The sequence below is a fragment of the Pseudomonas sp. KBW05 genome, assembly GCF_003852405.1.
Lineage (GTDB): Bacteria > Pseudomonadota > Gammaproteobacteria > Pseudomonadales > Pseudomonadaceae > Aquipseudomonas.
In genome coordinates this window covers 14,440-33,476 of the sequence record NZ_QAJM01000010.1, presented here as the reverse complement: position 1 = coordinate 33,476, position 19,037 = coordinate 14,440, and the positions used below count along the sequence as shown (strand labels likewise).

The 19,037-nt window shown below is 58.4% G+C and carries 13 protein-coding genes and 1 pseudogene; 1 reads left to right on the top strand and 13 read right to left on the bottom strand.

Going from position 1 to position 19,037, the window contains the following annotated elements; genetic code table 11:
* Positions 1-48 precede the first annotated feature (48 nt).
* On the bottom strand, positions 49-2,118 hold the full coding sequence (locus DBR46_RS10875) for a TonB-dependent siderophore receptor (protein WP_124526182.1): 2,070 nt from the start codon (positions 2,116-2,118) through the stop codon (positions 49-51).
* Positions 2,119-2,527: 409 nt separating this feature from the next.
* On the opposite strand from DBR46_RS10875, the gene DBR46_RS10870 reads away from it, so the two are divergent.
* Positions 2,528-3,823 carry an OprD family porin gene (locus DBR46_RS10870; protein WP_026136539.1) on the top strand — a complete coding sequence of 432 codons (1,296 nt, stop codon included), beginning with the start codon at positions 2,528-2,530 and terminating at the stop codon, positions 3,821-3,823.
* Positions 3,824-3,896: 73 nt separating this feature from the next.
* Here the strand turns inward: DBR46_RS10870 and DBR46_RS10865 are convergent, their stop codons facing one another.
* From DBR46_RS10865 to DBR46_RS10810, 12 genes and pseudogenes are all read right to left on the bottom strand, one after another.
* Positions 3,897-6,026 (bottom strand): M48 family metallopeptidase, encoded by a 2,130-nt coding sequence (locus DBR46_RS10865; RefSeq protein ID WP_124526181.1) that lies wholly within the window; start codon positions 6,024-6,026, stop codon positions 3,897-3,899.
* 52 nt (positions 6,027-6,078) lie between these two features.
* A complete protein-coding gene (locus DBR46_RS10860; RefSeq protein ID WP_026136538.1) occupies positions 6,079-7,644 on the bottom strand; it encodes a M48 family metallopeptidase in 1,566 nt (521 codons plus the stop codon).
* Positions 7,645-7,656: 12 nt separating this feature from the next.
* The gene (locus DBR46_RS10855) at positions 7,657-8,022 is read right to left on the bottom strand and encodes a hypothetical protein (protein ID WP_124526180.1); all 366 of its coding nucleotides are present in this window, start codon (positions 8,020-8,022) and stop codon (positions 7,657-7,659) included.
* A 38-nt stretch (positions 8,023-8,060) separates the two neighbouring features.
* Positions 8,061-9,404 (bottom strand): CHASE2 domain-containing protein, encoded by a 1,344-nt coding sequence (locus DBR46_RS10850; protein WP_124526179.1) that lies wholly within the window; start codon positions 9,402-9,404, stop codon positions 8,061-8,063.
* Positions 9,405-9,544: 140 nt separating this feature from the next.
* Positions 9,545-11,974, bottom strand: coding sequence for a TonB-dependent receptor (locus DBR46_RS10845; protein ID WP_124526178.1), 2,430 nt, complete (start codon positions 11,972-11,974; stop codon positions 9,545-9,547).
* Between the two features lie 100 nt (positions 11,975-12,074).
* Positions 12,075-13,022, bottom strand: coding sequence for a FecR domain-containing protein (locus DBR46_RS10840; RefSeq protein WP_124526177.1), 948 nt, complete (start codon positions 13,020-13,022; stop codon positions 12,075-12,077).
* Positions 13,022-13,522: a sigma-70 family RNA polymerase sigma factor gene (locus tag DBR46_RS10835; RefSeq protein ID WP_124526176.1), complete on the bottom strand. Its 501-nt coding sequence runs from the start codon at positions 13,520-13,522 to the stop codon at positions 13,022-13,024. The genes DBR46_RS10840 and DBR46_RS10835 overlap by 1 nt, the downstream gene beginning before the upstream one ends.
* 228 nt (positions 13,523-13,750) lie before the next feature.
* On the bottom strand, positions 13,751-14,041 hold the full coding sequence (locus DBR46_RS10830) for a type II toxin-antitoxin system RelE/ParE family toxin (protein ID WP_124526175.1): 291 nt from the start codon (positions 14,039-14,041) through the stop codon (positions 13,751-13,753).
* Positions 14,004-14,270 carry a CopG family ribbon-helix-helix protein gene (locus DBR46_RS10825; RefSeq protein ID WP_124526174.1) on the bottom strand — a complete coding sequence of 89 codons (267 nt, stop codon included), beginning with the start codon at positions 14,268-14,270 and terminating at the stop codon, positions 14,004-14,006. Before DBR46_RS10825 ends, DBR46_RS10830 begins: the two co-directional genes overlap by 38 nt.
* 222 nt (positions 14,271-14,492) lie before the next feature.
* Positions 14,493-14,654: pseudogene (locus DBR46_RS30680) on the bottom strand (NYN domain-containing protein); the annotation flags it as partial.
* An 815-nt stretch (positions 14,655-15,469) separates the two neighbouring features.
* Positions 15,470-16,426 (bottom strand): hypothetical protein, encoded by a 957-nt coding sequence (locus DBR46_RS10815; RefSeq protein WP_124526173.1) that lies wholly within the window; start codon positions 16,424-16,426, stop codon positions 15,470-15,472.
* The gene (locus DBR46_RS10810) at positions 16,413-18,635 is read right to left on the bottom strand and encodes a retron system putative HNH endonuclease (protein ID WP_124526172.1); all 2,223 of its coding nucleotides are present in this window, start codon (positions 18,633-18,635) and stop codon (positions 16,413-16,415) included. Before DBR46_RS10810 ends, DBR46_RS10815 begins: the two co-directional genes overlap by 14 nt.
* Positions 18,636-19,037 lie beyond the last annotated feature (402 nt).

Genomic DNA, 19,037 nt, shown 5'->3' with positions numbered 1-19,037 from the left:
ACCGCATTCGCGAGCAAGCCCGCTCCCACATTTGAATTGTGTTCTGTCTTAGAAACTGTAGGTGCCGGTCACTACGAGGCTACGCGGCTCGCCCGGCTGAATCTGCGCCACACTGGTCGCCGACGCGTAGTAGTTTTTGTCGGCAATATTGTTCAGCGCCGCACGCACATCCCATTCTTTCTGACGGAACCCGGCCAACGCATCCCAACGGCCGTAGCCCGGCAGCACTACGGTGTTGAGGCTGTCGGCGTAACGGTCGCCCACCAGGGTCAAGCCGGTTTCCGCGTACCAACCCATCTCTGGTTTCCAGGTGATAAACAGGCTGCCATTGCGCTTGGCCACGTCGTTGACGCGCTTGCCTTCAAAGCCGTTGTTGTCCTTCACCACGGTGGCGTCTTGCAGGCCGATACCCCCGCGTACATACCAGTTGCCGACGATCTTGCCGGTGGCGGTCAACTCGACGCCGCGTGAACGTTGCAGGCCGCTGAGCAGCGTAATGGTGCGGTCCAGCGGGTCGGCGGTGCGGCGGTTGTAGAGTTCCAGTTCGTACACGGCCAGGGTGGTGCTCAGGCGGTCGTCGAGCCAGTCGCTTTTGACGCCGATTTCCTTTTGCTTGGTCAACTCGGGGCTCAGGTCGTTGGCGCCGCTGGTGGTGCTCGGGGTGATGCCGATCAGGCCGCCGCCCGCCGGGGAGAACGTCTTGCTCCACGAGGCGTAGAACGAGTGGTTTTCCAGGGGCGTCCACACCAGCCCGATGCGTGGGCTGGCGTTATGGCTGTCGACGTCTTGCTGGAGGTTGTTGAGTTTGTTCTTGGTGTCCACTTCAAAGCGGTCGTAGCGCAGGCCGGCGAGGATTTGCCATTGATCGTTCAGGCGCAGTTGGTCCTGCACGTAAACGGCACGGCTTTCGACTTCGGTGTGGTTGTTGCTCGATACGTTCATGCGCCCGGTGTGGCTCAAGTGGCGGTTGGGCTGGTTGAGGTCGAGGCTCGGCACGCTCGCGCCGCCGTTGTAGAGCTTCGGATCGCGGCGTTGGCTGCCCAGTTCGACGCCGGTGAGCAGGCGGTGTTCCAGGCCGAAGGTGCTGAAGCTGCCTTCCAGCTCGACGTTGTTGGTGATGTTGAAGGTGCGCAGGTCCTGCTGCCAGCGCTGGCGCGTGACGCGGTTGCTCGCCGGCACGTAACCGACTTGATACGTGTTGTCGAAGTCGCTGTCGAGCTTGAACAGGCCGAGCGTCTGGCGCAGTTGCCAGTTGTCGTTGAGCTCGTAGGCGAGCTTGGAGCGCAGCGACTGGGACTTGTCGTCGATGTAGTCGCGGCTGTCGCCGTAGGTGGTGCTGCGGCTCACATCGGCCGGGCGGCCATTGACGCCGGGGATGCCACGGTCGGGCGTGCGGTTGTAGCGGCTGTATTCGTATTGCACCAGCCAGTTCAGGTCGGGCGTGAGCTGCCAGCTCATGGACGGAGCGAACAGTTGGCGATTGCCGCTGACGCCATGACGGAAGCTGTTGTTGTCCTGGTTGCCCATGTTCAGGCGCAGGCTGATGGTGTCGCTGGGGTCGGTGCTCAAGTCGGCGTACAGGCTGCGCAAATCATTGCTGCCGCCTTGGGCTTCGATACTGGATTTATGCCCGGCGGTGGGCAGTTTGCTCACGCGGTTGACGATCCCTCCCTGACCGCCTCGCCCGTAGAGTACTGCGGCTGGGCCCTTGAGCACTTCGATGCGCTCGATGTTGTGCAGGTCGCGGATGTATTGGCTGTCGTCGCGGATGCCGTCGAGGTAGAAGTCGTTGCTCGCGTCGAAACCGCGAATGCGCAGGCTGTCGAAACGCGTGTCGGCGCCGCTGCTGACGTTGGGAATACCGCTTAACGCCTGGCCCAGGTCATTGGTGCCGTAGGACCGCAGGCTTTCCGTCTTCACCGAGTCGATGGCCTGGGGCACATAGCGCACCGGGGTGGCGGTGCGGGTGGCCGTGCTGGTTTCCTTGATGCGCGGGTCGTCTTCGTCAGCTTCGGCGCTGATCGAGGTGGCGGGCAAGGTGGTGGCAGCACAGGCAAAACCAGCGGACAGCAGAACGGAGAGCCCAAGGGTGATGGGCGTCAGGCGTGGGGCAGGCATGGGGAAATGTATCCGAATTATTTGGGAGGAGAATTGCGCGTTAATGGTAATGCTTTGCATTAACGCTCGTGATGTATTCCCAAATGTATCGGCTTTGAAATGTGTTACAGAATATGTTTCGAGGGTCGTTTGATCGGGGTTTTTGTCGTTTTCAGAAGCGCTGTAGGCCGTTGCTTAGAATTATTTCGCCTAAATACAGACGATTCGCGAAATTGACACATAGTTCCGGGCGCGACTAGGATTGCGCCCAACGCCTGTGGCTAACAGCCATGACTCATCCAATAAAAAAAGGCCTGCGGCAGTTCAGTCGTCCGCGGGCCTTCTTTTTTCCGGGAAAAGTCGATACCAGAAAGCAATACGGAGCCTGGTGTCATAGCGCGTACTCAACCAGTAATAAGGAATATAAGAAATGTTGAAGCAACGGATGAGTCTGATCGCTCTGGGGATTTTGAGCGCATCGACAGCAATGGCCAACGACCAGGAACAATCCAAGGGTTTCGTTGAAGACAGCCACCTGAACATCGCGGCACGTAACGCTTACATTAGCCGTGACTACAAAAACCACAACCAGGACAAAGCTGAATGGGGCCAAGGCTTCATCGGCAAGTTCGAGTCCGGTTTCACCCAAGGCACCGTGGGTGTGGGTGTGGACGTACTGGGCCAATACGCTATCCGTCTGGACGGTGGTAAAGGTCGCAGCGGCGGCGGCGGCATCGACTTCTTCAAGCAAGGCGACAGCGGCGCGGCAGCCAACGACCTGGCCAAGGGCGGCGCAGCCGTGAAGGCGCGTATCTCCAACACCGTACTGAAATACGGTCAGCAACTGCCGAACGTACCGGTCCTGGCCTACGACAGCGGCCGTCTGCTGGCGGAAACCTACGAGGGCACCTCGATCGTTTCCAAAGAAATCGCCGGCCTGCAACTGGACGCTGGTCATTTCACCAAGCAAGGCCGTAAAAGCGCCGAAGGCAGCGACAGCGGCCACCTGAAGAGCATCGACTACGTCGGCGGTAGCTACAAGTTCACCGAAAGCTTGTCGGCCGCGCTCTACGCTTCCGATATGCAGGACGTGCTGAAGAAGCAATACGTCAACGTGAACTACGTGCTGGCCCTGCCAGAAAAGCAGTCGCTGACCTTTGACTTCAACGGCTACAAAACCAAGCTGGACAAAGATTTCGCCCAGCTGACCCAAGGCGATCAAGACGCCCGCGACAACAAAATCTGGAGCCTGGCGGCTACTTGGGCTGTTGGCGCACACAGCTTCACCGTCGCTCACCAGCGCAGCACCGGTGACACCGGCTACCTGTACAGCGGCTACCACCAGGACAACAAGAACAGCGGCATCGGCGACGGTGGCAACACCATCCTGTTGGCCAACTCCTACTGGTCTGACTTCAACGGCAAGGACGAGCGTTCCTGGCAGGTTGGCTACGGCCTGGACTTCAGCGCCTACGGCGTGCCTGGCCTGAGCTACAACGTGGCTTACGTGCGCGGTACCAACATTGACGACGGTACCAACCGTGGCAATGGCACCGAGCGTGAAATCTTCAACCAGTTCAAATACGTGGTTCAGAGCGGCCCAGCCAAAGACCTGAGCCTGCGTGCTCGTGCCTCGTGGTTGCGCGTTTCGAACAACGCCAGCAACTACAACATTGGTGGTAACGAACTGCGTCTGTTCGCTGACTACCCGATCAACGTTTTCTAAGTGATCGCTTGTAGCGCCTGATGTCAGGCGATAAAAAACCCCGACTGGTTCGGGGTTTTTTTATGCCGCGGGATCAGTCTTCGCGGTGCTGCAAAATGCTGCGGGCCAGTGCGGCGTTCTTGTAGTCGAGCATCATCGACAGTCCCTCATAGGGTTCGATTTTTTTACCGTCGATGCACAGTTGCGCCATCAGCAGCAGCACCTGGCGCTTCTTCTTGTTGATGCGCACGGCGGGCACGCCGAATGCGGTCTTGCGCGTTTCGGGCAGCGGCGCCTCGGGTGTCAGCTGTAGCGTCACCCAGATCCCCTGGACGAACTGCAAGGTGATCTCGTCGATATGTTCGATGGGCAGCGGCTGCGCCAGGTTGTTGAACACAAAATGCTCTGGCGTCAGGCGCAAGGCGGTCTGCGGCGCGCGCTTGAAGCGGCGGATGCCCAGCCACAGCAGGGCCAGGCCGATAACGCCGAGGCTTGCGCCTGCGCCGAGGGCTGACAGCGGCGTGCTTTTCAAGCGTTCTGGCGCCAGCCAGACGCGGCTCACGATAAACAGGCCGGCCAGTGCAAAGGGCAGGCCCGACACGGCCATCAGCGCGCCGCGCCATGCGCCGCCTTCATGGAAGAAGCGCTCGCCGTTGGCCGAAGCCGCCAGGGTTTCCAGCAGGTGGGTCTGCGCAGACTCTTCGCATGCCGCCACCGCGATCAAGTCCTGCGTCAATTGCTCGCGCAGTGTGTGCGGCGCGCTGAAGCAGGCGTCGATTTGCGCGTTCGCTGCTTCGGCGTCGACGGCGCGGGTTGCGCTGTACATCGCGGTTTCCAGAGGCACCTGCAGGGCCTGCAAGCGCTCGCCATGGGACGGATGGGAGTCGGTGGGGTGTGGCTGATGAATGTCCAGCGCCTCGGCTGGCAGGTGCAACTCAGCGCCTTGCAGCGTGTTGAGCACGGCAGCGGGAAGGTCGCGTTCAGCGGCGTTTTCGCACTTGGCGATCAATGCATCGTCGAGAGGCGCCTGCAACACCGAGACCCGCAACAACGCCGAAGCGGCAGCCGCATTGCCCACCAACCGTGCGCCGGCGGCATCCGCGAGCAATTCGCGCTCGCGGCTCCAATGGTTCACCGCATGATCAAAGCGCTGCATGAAAAACATGCCGAGCATAAACGATGGGCGCATCAAGCGGCCCTGGATCGGGTCGCTGGCCGCCATTGTTTCGAGCAACCCACAGAGGCTGCGGTGGACCCCGTCGTAGATCGGCAAGAAGCGCAGGCTGTACGCGGTATCGTCGCCGGCAAAGTGCGCCAGTTCATGACCGATCACCGCACCGATTTCCTCTCGGTCCAGCAGCCCCAGGTACAGCAATGGGATATGCAGGGTGCGCCCGCGCAACAGTGTTTCGGCCGGCATCACCAGGGCGTCGCTCGACGTGACGTAGAAGCCCTGGGTCAGGCTCACCACGATATGCTCCGGTGGCAAGGCGCCCAGCTTGGCCGCCAGTTCCTCGACATGGCGCCACAGGCCCGGCGCCTGTTCAGGCGTCACGGGCAGCCCGAACATCTCCAGCGGCGTGGGCTCGAACATCGCCAGCATGGGCCGCAGTTGCTTGAGCAACAGCCAGATCGAATACAGGCAAAACGCAGCGACGACCCCGAGCATGCCCATCAGCTTCATCTCGCCGCTGCCCAGCCGGCCGATATGCCACAACGCCAGGCCCTCGAACACCAGCACCAGCGCCACCGTCGCGGCCATCGCCACCACATGGCTCACCAGCACATAGGGCAACAGTCGGCTGCCGAGGGAGAACACCTGCAGCAACTTCTGCCGCGACTGCTGTGCGCGGCGCCCGGCCCAGTGTATGCCGGCGAGTGCAGCCAGGCCGATGAAGGCTGACAACGACCCGAGGCCGATCACCCAGGAAGCCAGTGCGCGCAAGACGCGGTTGATGCGGTGGGCGGTGTGCAGTTCGGGCTCGATTATGTCCAGCCGCGTGAGGGCGGTCGGCAGGTCGATCTTCTCGCCGTACAGCTCGACCATGGCCGCCGGGTCTAGCGCCTCCAGCTTTTGCAGGTGGTCTTTAGCGAGGGCGACATGGATGTTGTGGTCGATATCCTTGAGGGTGGCATGCATGCCCCGCTGGTACTCCCAGCCACCAAGGGCGGCCAGGAGCAACGGGAAAACAACCAGCAGGCAGATCAGCTTCAGGGCGTTCATGGGAGTCCGTTCACAACGCGGGAAAAACCCGGTTATACCGAAAAATCCCGCGTCAGGCCTTCACCGGCGCCAGTTTCTTGCAGTTCTCCTTGCGCGTCGGGTACTGCTCGCACTTGCGCAGCACGCTTTGCACCTGTTGCGCGTTCTGCATTTGCTGGTTGGCCAGCAGCTTCTCGGTGATGAACAGCTCTTCCGAGCCGAGGTGACGCTCGGCCTTGTCGATCATCGCCAACGCCGATTGCCCATCGCCGCGTTTGAGGTGGTAGCTGATCATCAGGTCATAGGTCGAAGGGCCGGCCAGCGACCAGTCTTTGATCGCCTGCAACTCTTTGATCGCCTCACTGCTTCTGCCCTGGGCCAGGCGCACGGTGTAGGCAGTGCGGCGGATGCCCGGTTGGTCCTTGACCGGCGAAGCGAGCGCCTTGCGGACAAAACCATCGGCGTCGGACACCTTGTTTTTCTCCAGGGCGTCGATGGCGAAATACGCGTCCTTGTAGCCCTGCATGGCCTTTGCCACTTGCGGCGTGTTCTTCATTGTTGTCCAGCTTTGTGGGCTGACCCGGGCACGGCGTTCCTGGCGGTATTCGCGCTGCAAGTACTGGCGCAGCTCGGTGTCGCGGTCCATCGCCGACATGTGCGAGCGGTTGAAGTATTGGGTGGTCGCGGTGATGCCGGTGGTCAGACCGTCCTTGACCAGCACGTCCAGCTCTTTGGTGAACTGGTTGAGGTTGAACTGCTGCAACGAGTCCTGCATGGCGTTCTTGCGCGCGGTGAGAAAGCCGGTGAGCAAGGGTTTTTGCTTGCCCTGGAAGTCATTCAAACGCTCCAGGCTATGGGTCGCGGCGCGGGGCGCGTAGCCGGCGCGGATCATCAGGTCGGTGCCGAGCAAATCGGCCTGGTCTTCCTGGCTGCGGCCCCAGGCGGTGCTCCACACGTGATCGGAAAAAGTGTTGGCCAGCGTGGTGTACAGCACCGTGTTGCCGATGGTTTTCTGGGTGCCGGCCGGGTCTTTGCTGAACACTTTCATGGTGCCGGAGCTGCGGTCGATGCCGGTGTCGGCAGCCATGGTGGCCAGGGCGACCGTGGAGGCGACGGTGGTGAACATCTCTTTTTGCTGCTGGAACGCAGCCATGCGGTCATGGTGATGCAGCAGCACGTGGCTCATCTCGTGGCCAAGCATCGCGGCGATTTCATCTTCGCTGCCGACGTTATCGAGCATGCCCAGCGGCACGAACAGATTGCCGTACGGGTCTGCCGAAGGACCGAAGCCGTAGCTGTCGGTGATCTTCACCTGCAACGTCGGCAACTCACCCGGCCAGCCCTTGGACAGGCGCGTGACGATGCCCTGCAAGTACACCTGCAACATCGGGATATCCACCAGGTTCTGCTGGCGCGCTTCAGCCGCCGGCACCGCGCGGCCGTCGTAGCTCAAGCGTTGCTGGCTCTGGCGTTGCGGGTCGAGCTTGTAGTACTGGCGCACGTCGGTGTTGTCCACGTAGTGGCCTTGCACCCTGGATTGGGTCGAAGGGCCCACCAGGTTCATGAATGCCTGGTCCGCACCTTTCAATGTCGCGCAACCGCTCAGCAGTGCGCTGGCCAGCAATAGATATCCCTTCACCGCCACGCTCCTTTATTGATTGCAGCCCGCACCAAAACCGATGGTCGAGGCATTGCGGCTGTCTTTGGTCTGGCTCTTGGTCAGGCCCTGGCACGGTAGCTCGACGATATTGAGCGGCGGCACGATGCGCAGGTCCATGGTGTCCAGCCACACCTTCTGGCCGGCCAGTTCCACCTGCACCAGGTCCAACCCTTTGTTGTACTGCAACACCGGCACCGGCTGGCTGGGCGTGTCTTTTTTCGGCAGCTCGCGCTGCTGTTTGCCTTGCTCATCCAACACCGCCACTGGGTCGGCGAGGAACGCCATGACGTTGTGGGTTTCGGCCCAGGCGCCTTGAGTGAACAGGGCGGCGAGCAATACGATCAGGTGTTTGTTCATCCTTGGGTTCCTTGAGTCAAAAAAACACAGCGGTGCCGTCAGCGATCGCGGTCGAACCAGGCTTCGATCCGTTCGCTGAACAGCACCAACGACAGCAACACAATGCCCAGCACGTTGACCGGGGTGATGTGGTTCAGGCTCAGCAGCACACTCAGCGCGATGAGCACCGACATCACCAACAGCCACGACGGGCACGGCGACGTGAAAAACCAGATTTCCTGGCGCCGCCAACGGCTCCAGGTGCGATAGCCCGCCAGCCGCCGCGCATGCAGGGCCTTGAGCAGGGCGATCAGGGCGAGCAGGCCGATCTCGACAAAATCCAGCCAATGGAAGGGCAGGCCGGGCAGGTTGGCGGGCTCGTGGTCGTAGGCCATGCCGTCATTGATCAGGTTGTCGAGGGCCATGGCATGCAGGTAAACGCCGGGGAGCTGGCCGTGGACCGGCGACTCCACCAGGTCGCCGGTGGAGGTGATGTTGGCGCCGACCAGCACCAGGCGGTCGTGCAGTAATTCGGCGATCAGTGCCTGGTCTTGCGGGTCGCTGACTTCCAGGTCGCTGGCCGCTAATGTCAGCGTGTAGGGGCAGCGCGCCTGGGCCGAATCATCGAGTTTCCAGAACACGGCCTGGAACAACTGCACCACCGCTTCCAGTAAAAAATGCCGCGCTGGCGCGCAATGACCGATGTCGGCGATGCGCGCTTGTTCCGGTGCGAGTTTCAGCCCCCATTGCACGGCGATGGGTTGCATCTGTGCGGCGACCTGCGCATCCACCGGCGGCTGTTGGCACGGTTGGGTGGAGCAGAAGTATCGATACATCGCCAGGGCCGGCGTTTCCATCAGCCCGGTCGGGGTTTTCACCGCCAGCGGGTACTTGTCGTCCACGCCTTCCCACGCCACCAGGCCCGGCCGGCTGACCTCGACAAACGGCGCCAGCGTATTGGCCTGGCCCGCTTCGCCGCGCACCACACCGGTATTGGCCAACCACAACGGGATGCCTTGGCGTTGATAACGCTCGAACACGTTCGCCAATAATTGGCTGCCCCGCGCCGGATCGCCGAACGAGTGGTCGTGGCTGTAGAGCAGGTCCACAAACACCGCCTTGGGCTTGTACGCGAGCAAGCGCTTGAACAGCTTGCTCTGTTCGCCATAGGGCATCGGCCAGGAGGTCTGGTTGCGCATCAGGTAGGCGTCGTCGATCAGGATCACGGCCACCTGTTGCTGGCCGGTGCTGGGGTAATTGCTGGCGAACAGACGGTTGAGCCACTGCGAGGAGGCTTTGTCACTGGAACTGGCCAGGCCGAACGGGTCGAGAATCGCCAGCAGCACGATAAATGCGGCCAGCCAATAGCGGCGGTATTTGAACAGCGGGGGGTTCGACAACATCCGTGTCTCGATAGAAAGCACAAGCAAGACAGGGTTTTTAGCGGAGCGGGGAGGGGGTGTCAATTGGAAAAGTGGCTAAGTGCCATTGCGCTGGGCAAATCCAAACCCCTCGGCCAGCCTGCGGCCGAGGGGTGTAGCGGTCAGAAATTCCAGCGCGTGCTGAGCATCACGTTGCGCGGGTCGCCGTAGTAGGCCGAGTTATAGAAGCCGATGTTGGTGTAGTAGGTCTTGTCGAAGACGTTGTTGACGTTGAGCGTGGCCGAGACGTTGTCGGTGATCTGGTAGCGGGCCATCAGGTCCAGCAGCCACAGCGGTTCCTGGGAGAAGTTGTCCTGGCTGCCGGTGGTGTAGTTGTTGGTCAACAGCTTCCAGCCCGTGCCTTGCCAGCGCACGCCGCTGCCCAGGGTGAGTTTGTCCAGCGGGCCGGTCAGCTTGTAGCTGGTGTAGAGGTTGAACTGGTCTTCCGGTTCCCAGGTGGACAGCTTCTCGCCCTGCTTGTCGCGCATGATCTTGTGGGTGTAGCCCGCCTGCAATTGCCAGCCGGGTGCCAGCTCGCCGGAGATTTCCGCTTCGTAGCCCTTGGTCTTGGATTCCACGCCTTTATAGGCGCCGTACAGCCCGGGGATGGTTTCGGAGACATAGCTGTCGTCGCTGACCGCACGGTTGTCCTCGTGGATTTCAAAGTAGGCGAGGCTGGCGTTCAGGCGGCCATCGAAGAATTCGCCCTTGAGCCCTATCTCGTAGTTCTGGCCTTCATCCGGCTCCACCGGTTTGTTATTGAGGTCGCGGTATTCACGCTGCGGCAGGTAGATCTCGGTGTAGCTGGCGTATGCCGAGAAGTTGTCGTTGAGGTCGTAGGTGAGGCCGGCATAGGGCACGACCTTGCCGGTGTCTTTGACCTGGCTGGTGCCGGTGACTTCGAAGTTGTTGACCCGGGTGCCGAGCATCAGGTGCATGGCGTCCGTCACGTTGAAGCGGGCGGTGACATAACCGGCGCTCTGGCGGGTGGTTTCGTCGTTGTAATTGGTCATCGGGCCACGGCCTGGTTCTGCGGCGTCGCCATCCCAGGGGAAGTAGTCGTGGCTGTTGCCGTTGACGTGGACAGCGGCGGTGTAGTCTTTGCCGGTCCAGCGCGAGCGCGACACCGAGGTGCCGACCACCAGTTCATGTTCGCGGCCAAACAGGCTGAACGGGCCGGTGGCGTACAGGTCGCCGGTGTCGCTGGTGGTTTCACCGTAGTAGGCGCGGGTCAGCATCATGGCTTTGCCGGTGGTCGCGTTCGGGCTTAGCAGGGCAGACAGCGGTGCGTCATAGCCGTTGATCTGGTGGTTGTACTGCGCCTTGCCCACCCAGCCGTTGGCGAATTCGTGTTCGAGGGTGGCGAAGCCGGTGCGTGTGTACTGCGCCCATGAGCTGAACTTGGCGCCGTTGTTGAACGAACGCGGTGTGCTGATACGGTTGCCGGACAAATCATACAGCGCTGCCGAGCCGGACCAACTGGAGCCCTGCGGGTCGCTGTCCTGGTAGTCGGCGCCGACGGTCAGCAGCGTGTCGGGGGACAGGTCGAATTCCAGAATGCCGTAGTACACGGCGGTCTGGCGCTGGTAGTGGTCGAGGAACGAGTGCTTGTCCTGATAGGCCGCGACGGCGCGCCCACGCACGTTGCCCGACTCGGTCAGCGGGCCGCTGACGTCGACTTCCGAGCGATAGTTGTCCCAGGAACCCGCGCCCAGGTCGATGTAGCCCTTGAATTCCGAGGTGGGTTTCTTGCGCACCATATTGATCGTGCCCCCCAGGCCGCCGGCGCCGGTGAGCAGGCCGGTGGCGCCCTTGAGGATCTCGACACGGTCGTAGATCACCGTGTCGGTGAGGGTGTGGCCGGATGAATATTGCGCGTCCTGCAGGATCGGGATGCCGTCGTACTGGAAGTTGCGAATGGCAAAGCCACGGGAGTAGTAGGACGTGCGCTCACTGTCGTAAGCCGCGACGGTGATGCCCGGTGTGTGGCGCATCACGTCGTCGAGGGACTTGAGGCTGAAGTCGTCCATGGCCTGGCGGGTCACCACGGAGATCGACTGCGGCGTCTCCCGTGGGGTCAGCACCAGTTTGGTCGCAGTGGCGATGGTGCCCGGGGTGTAGGAGCCGCTGCCTTCGGTCACGGTGCCCAACTGGTTGGTGGTGACTTCGGTGGCGCGCAGCTGCAAGGGCCCTTCGCTGGTGTTCGCGACCAATACGTAGCCGCCGTTGCTCTGGCGTTGCGCTGCCAGGCCGCTGTTGGCCAGCAGTCGCGCCAGACCCTCTTCAACCGTGTACGAGCCCTTGAGCCCTTCGCTGGTGAGGTTGCGCGTCTGCTGGGTATCGAACGAAATCGTCACGCCCGCCTGCACGCCGAATTGGGTCAGGGCGTTTCCTAGTGAGCCCGGCGCAATCTCGTACGCAGCTTGGCTCTGGGCGTGTGCGGGAGTGGCTTGCAGCGCCAGCGCGGGCAGGCTGGCAAGGGTCAAACCAAACAGCGCCAGACGCACGGCACGGGCCATGGCCGTCTTGGCGGTAAGAGGAAGCGGGAGCATTCGATTGTCCTTGCGTAGTCTTGGCAGAGAGCCGCTGTGTGCGCGGCTTGTGTCATTGACGGATGAGAATCGAAATCAGCAAGGTTTCCTGCGGTTTTATTTACAGGGCTTCGACGCTGACCCAGTAGCGCGTGAGGTAAGTCACTTTCACCGGTAGGGATTTGCCCAGGTTTTGTAGGACGGTGTCAGTGTCATCAATCCGAAACGCGCCGGAGATGCTCAGGTTTTGTACCGCCGGCGCACAGCGCAACACGCCGGGGCGGTAGCGGCTCAATTGGCTGATGAAATCCCCCAGGCGCCAGTCGTCCACGCTCAGCATGCCCTGGACCCAGGTGGTTGAGCCTTGGGGCAACGGGTGAGGGCGGCCAATGGCATCGCGGTCGAAGCTGACTTGTTGGCCGGCTTCCAGGGTGAGTCGTTGCGTGTCATTGCGGCGTGGGCGGACTTCGACAGCGGCCTGTTCGACGCCCACTTCGGTGTGATCGCCCCATTGGCGCACGCTGAATTGGGTGCCGAGTGCGCGCACGTTGCCATCGCTGGTGGTCACGCTGAACGGCCGCTGGGCCGGGTCCTTGGCGGTCTGCACGAGAATCTCGCCCTGGTACAGCTGGATCAGCCGTTGCTGGCCGTCGAACTGGATATCCAGCGACGTATCGACATTCATCTCCAACCGCGTGCCATCGTCCAGTTGCAGTGAACGCCGCTCACCGGAGTGCGTGCGTTGCCCGGCGAGCATCGAGCGATAGGGCACCTGCTCCACCGCCAGCCATGAGCCTGCGCCAACGGCCATCAGCATCCCCAGGATCTTCAACACATCACGCCGCTGCCGCTGCGCCGCCCCCAACCCGGAAAGCGCCGCCCGCTGCGGCATTCGCGCCCACTGCTGTTGCAGCGCCTCCACCCGCGCCCAGGCCGCCGCATGCTGCGGGCTGGCCTGCAACCACGCCTGCCAGGCGAGGGTGCGCGCCTCGTCGGCAGCGCCGTCGTTCAGTTGCACATACCAGGTGGCGGCGGCTTCCAGCGTCTGCAGATCCAGCGGTGCGCTCATCAGGGCTCGACCAGCAACAGGCACTGGGTCATGGCGCGAATCAAATGATTCTTCACCGTCGTCACCGACACCCCAAACCGCTCTGCGACCGCCACATAACTCAAGCCCTCCAACTGCACCGCGAGGAAAATCTCCCGGGTACGTGTACCCAACTCATCGAGCAGGCTGTCGATCGCCAGCAACATCTCAATGATCGACAACCGCACCTCCGGCGACACCGCCACCGGTTCCGGCTGTTGTGCCAGCGCGAACAGGTACGCCTGCTCGATCGCCCGGCGGCGGGATTTGTCGATCAGCAACGAGCGGGCAATGGCACTCAGGTAGCCGCGAGGTTCACGGATAGGTGCCGCGTTGCGGGCGGTCATGACGCGTATGAAAGTGTCCTGCGCCAGGTCGGACGCATCCGCCGCATTGCCCAGACGCACGCGCAACCAGCCTTTTAGCCAACTGTTGTGTTCGCTGTAGAGCTGATGAAGCGCGGAATGATCGAGGGACGACATGAGCGGGCCATTGGGGAGTAAATGGTAATGGCTCTCATTATTGTGATGGTGGGGTATTTAGGCAAGGGGCTTTCGATGCTGGATGAGCGGTGTCGAGTCAAATTAAAATTGCCTTTCTTCATACATCAGAAACCACAAAGCCCCGCGTGCGGGGCTTTGTACTGTGGCGCTGAATCGTGACCTACTGACTTGTAATCAGTAGGTCCTCTTGCTGGAACGTTTTATGTATCACCAATCTTCACGACGCGCTGAATGCTGATGAAGAATTCGAAACACTATCACTCGATCACCTTGCAGGCTGTACGTAGCCCGATACGGGTAGGTGGTGATGATGAGCTCCCGGCAATCGGGGCTTGGAGACGCTTTACCCGCGTTAGGGAAGCGCTCCAGCATCTCCAGACTGCTGAGAATATGAAAGACGGCAGCCTCCCCCAGCTCAGCGCCAACTAATGCTTCGTAGTGCTCGTAAATTCCATCCAGGTCACTTTCCGCTTTGCTGCTTAATGCGATCTTCGGCACGTTTTACCCACTTAGCCTTTACGGCATCCAGATCAGTGACGTTGCCGGCTGCAGCATCCTCGATGCCTTCTTGCACGGCTTTGAAATGCCAGGACTCATCGGCCATATAGCGGCTCAAAGCTCGCTGCAGATGGTATTGACGATCTCGGTCAGTTGCGTGTGCCAGTTGATCCAACTCGTTGGCAAGCTCGGGCTTTACTCGGAAAGACAGAACGGGAGAGGCTGCCATAACGTTGCTCCATACATATCTGTATACGCTGTGTACACGGTATGCAAACGTTAGGCTTTGGGGGGGAGGTGGTCAATAGCGCTTTGTCGGTTGGGCGGGTGAAATGGGGATGGACCCCTTGCCCGCGCTTTCCCGTGATTTTGAATGCCGGGCACTTGCAACGCGCAGATCTACCAATAGGCAGGTTTAAGGGCTGGTTTTTTGTGCGTAGGTATTCGAGGTGACGCCTGAGGTGAAGAAGCTGATGCCGTTGACCGTACTGTCGGGGTGTTCAACACGAACGATGTGGGAGAGCAGAGAAGGAAGATCGAGCCATTTGTACGGAGTACCCGCCAGGAGGCCGTAAAACAGGTTGTAACCGTCGACAAAGCAAGCTGTACGCAAGACTCAACCCTCAGAAACGAAAAAACCGGCACAAGGGCCGGTTTTTCACCCCAACGGCCAGAGAATTTAATCACTGCGTACGGGGCTGAGTAGTGGACCGATGATGACAGAGTCATCATTGATGTCAACTGTTGGGCTATCGCTACCGTCAAGCGTCGAAGGGGCGCTCATTGGCAATGAAAGCACTAACCGGGGAGGCGGTAGCCTGTCTGCAAGCTCAGTTTTACTCAATGCTGGCACTCACGAATGGGGGATGGGAAATCGTGAGGGCGTGTTACTGATCCGGCGAAAATGGGAATAGGCAGGATGGCGAGGCGGGGAGAGTTGGATCGCGCTTCGGAGAGCGTCAATGCTGATCACTTTCGTGAGTCGGCAGATTTGGCTGGTGTGGCTAGCGAGGCGGGTGTCGAGCGGAGTGAGGCGTCGTAGAAGACGAAGTGGGGTTGAGGCAAGCAGCCCTGGTTTTCAAGTGTGGACACTTTTTGGGCATTCTTGCCGAAAACGCAGTGCAAGTTTTTGAAGTTGCCCAAACCCCAGAAACCACAAGGCCCCGCATTGCGGGGCTTCGAGATATGGTGCCGGCACCAGACGAACGGTAGTGGTCGGCGAGGCTAGGTTTTTTGCAGGTCTGGAATTCGCTGGAAAACTTGTCGTCCCCCAACCGGTAACTATAAATAAATCAGCTAGTTATGGATTTCTGTGGAGTCGAATCCGGGATTTATAAGGTATCAGCACGTTGTCGACCTGCACGTAAGTCATTCAGACGTGTCTATGAAACCAGCTGGGATTCAATCTGGTGAGACGAACAATTTAATCTAGGGCTGCTCCTCAACAAGGATTTCCTCTAGACGCCGCTGGTAGTGATCCTCCAGCCAACGCGCCGCCTCTTCGAACCAAGCCTTGGTCATCTCTGAATAGCATTCAGTCGCAGCACTCTTGCCTTCTAAATCACTCAATTTTCCTATCGCTCTCTGAATGCTGCGAGATCTGTCTGCGCCTGTCTCTGACATCGCTGCTTCGATATCATCCTGAATATATCGAAGCATTACCCTGAGGTTTAGCAAGTGCTTCGTTCGCTGCTGCACCAATCCCTGTCGGTTTAGGGCGAGGGCCACGATGGTCTCAGCGCCATACATATCCGCTGTATTATTATTGTTGGTCGGTAAAACTAGGGCAGGACATTGATCTGGAGTGACAGAAAAGTCAAAGAGCCATTGCAAGTGCTGAGTTGGATCACGTCGAGTAGGGTCTATTAGCAGAGCATCCTCAGCATTAAGGCAGTCACCGAGCTTAACTGCTCGAACCTTATTGATAGCGAATGAGTTTTTCTTGCCAATTGACTTGTTTTTTATGGCATTGATTGCTTTCAGTGCCATGCCTGGTACAAAGAGCTTATGACGTCGTCTTCGGTTACAGTCAATGCAACTATATAGAAGGTTCGTCCACTCGCTCGCTAGCCACCAGTAGCCAACGTGAGTTGGATCTTCCTGAACTCCCCCTTTAGGACGGTAGTGTTCAATATCAGCTGGGCCGGTGGCAATAAATTCTGATTCACAATAGGCGCACTTTTCATGAAAAAGCTCCTTTAATGCATCCACAACATCGTCGCCCTTGTATGCAGCGAACTTAAATTTTTTTCTCGGCTTTTCGCCGTCAGCTAAAGGGGGAGCACTAAAGTAGGTTAATGCTAGCGGACGCTCATTAGCTCCTGCACCTGTAGCCGATATCAATGAAGTAGGTGCAGTTACGGTCGTTCTGTCAACCTTGCGCATTGGTCTTCCTTGCACGAAGAGCCCTAAGTACGTCTTCCACCGCATCGCGCCGCAATTCATTACGTTTTGCTGCATCCACGGTTCCGCGCTCGATTAAATACTCTCTATAAGCTTCGGAAACAATCTGCTGTCCAGGCGTATCGCCGATAACCGTAAGGGTTGCTGTAGATATTGATAGCTCGTCCAATCGGGCCTGCCTGTCAGGCGTTAGAGTTGCTCCAGACGAAAGCAAAGCATATTCCTCTAACTCCGCCTCAACTACAGGATCCGATGTGCTGACAAGTCCGAAATAGTCCGAAGTAAGCAGTTGCTCGGCGCGTAGCGACGAAAGCTTGGGCAACCCCTCAAGAGTCTGAATCACCTTGTCTTCATCGCGAAACAATACCTTTACTTCGCCATCACGCATGCCTCGAAGGCATAGGGGGTCATGAGTGGTCGCTATAAACTGAACTTGCGGCATTGCACTGCGTAAAGCATTGATCACCTGCATCTTCCATCGAGGATGAAGATGTGTCTCAACTTCATCAATAAGAACTACGCCTCGAGCGAACTCAAGATTTCCCCAAACGCTCACCATCTCACGCATTATATCGACGGCCATGGCGAACAACGATTTATAGCCATCACTCAGCCGGTCAATTGGAGTCATGCGTTGATGAGCGGTCACATATATACGTCCCTCTTCATCCCGATGAATTTCGTCATCAGGTTGAAGCAACAGTATATCCCTCATAGCTCTCGCGACTGCGTTGAAGGTTTTCTCATCCTGCCTTTGCAGCCACCGCTCAGGGTGGGAAATTGTGGCGGAGGGCTCGAACAGAGTACGCAGACCAAAATGAGTTGCCGACTGCTTTCTTTTATCATCGAAGTAACGCCTTGCACCATAACCTAGAACTACACCTGACGGTTCGTCACTGCCATCGAACCAAGGACCGGCGCAAGGGATTACCAGCGTCACAATATCGCCTGATTTGAACTCGACTTTGACGACCGCATCTTTCGTTCGCGTGTGCTTCCAGCCTTCGATTTCCCGTGCAATGAAGTCTTCAGCGTTGATCTTCAACATATCTCTGAGTTCTTCGCCCATAAGACATAGTGCGATTGCCTGCAGCACGCTGCTTTTTCCTACGGAGTTTTCTCCGATTAGCATTGCACATCCTTGACCCTTTTCGCTTTCAGAAGTTTGAAACTTGAGATCCAGTCTCTGAATATCCTTAAAGTCAGAGATCTCCACTCTGCAGATCATTGAGACAGCACTAGATCCGCGAATATCTTTGAATGCGCCCGCCGTCTTTAAAGATGGAAGTACAGGTTCTTCTCTGTCATGTATAACCTGCACTATTCCTGTAGCTGAAATGCCCTTTTCTTCCAGAGCATCTAAAACTCTAGTTTCTCCAAACAATCGCGTGTCTCGCCACAACTCCTGAGCTAAGAAGCTATTAAAGGCTGGTGATCGACGCCCTTCTGCTCTCATGTATTTACTGTAGGTTTGATACAAGAAAACCCGTGCCGCTCCCGAGTAAGCCGAGGCGTCATCTAGCTCTTTCATCAGAGTATCTGCTATGTACTTTCCACCCTGCCGCAATACCTCCAAAAGTTCCGCACAGTGCTCAAATTTTTCTCTTCTGGCAGCGACGAGATTTTCTCGGTTCAGGTTCAGAACATCGATAGTCGCTTTTCCCCGCTTAGTCCTGCCGAAGGCAACCCCTTTCAGGTCAAAACGAAGATGACGCTCCGGCGTATCCAAGCAAGGGTCCAGCAGCAGTGCCGTTTCACTCCGACAAGCCTCGATCCAAGACGAAAGAACCGGAGCGCGAGGGCCATCTACAGGGAAAAGATTTCGCTTAGCCCGGTTACAGGAGAGGCATGACAGAAAATGGTTGCTCCACTCATAAAGAAACCAGCCATAGTGATCTGCATTTTGCTTGTCGCCCTTTAAATTACTTGCCGCGGCTTTCGGCCTAAAGTGATCTATTTCACTTCCCGAGCCTCGGATGTCCGACTCGCAGTAAGCACACTTTCCATGAAAAAGCTCTTCAAGTGCCTCTTTCACTTGAGGCCTAGGAAGTTCCTCAAACGGTGCACGTCTAGTCGCTCGATACTCCGGGTCGGAGCTATAGAACTTTGCCAAAAAACTTTGAGCATTTGCTGCTTGAGGGCTGCGGAGCCATTCAGGATAGCTAACATTTGATCTATTAACTTTTAACAAGGAACCCTTCTCCAGCTAATCTAGACGGACTTTCGTTCGAGCTTACAGTTTCTATAGACTTTGTCGGGAAGCCTATCAGAGGTAGCATGCCCCAGTTGAACCGCATGACGTTAGATTTGTAATGCATGCTCAAGGTTCTGTGCCAGGCGAGAGTGTCCGGCTTTGAGCAGCTCTATGAAAGTTTCGGTACGCCTGTTATCTCTCGAGTTGATTCGGTCCTTCCAAACGCTACTCAGCCATGTGGACAAACTGGCAATGATGACGGCCGTGCAAAGATTTAAAAATACTTCAACCATGTGGCGCGTTGCTCTTTAGCGAAAAGCGAATTGAAAAAGTTACATGCCTCAGGCTTGCTCCGGTCCAAACGCCATGTCGTGGAGGCGCTTGATTCGCCGCCTCCAT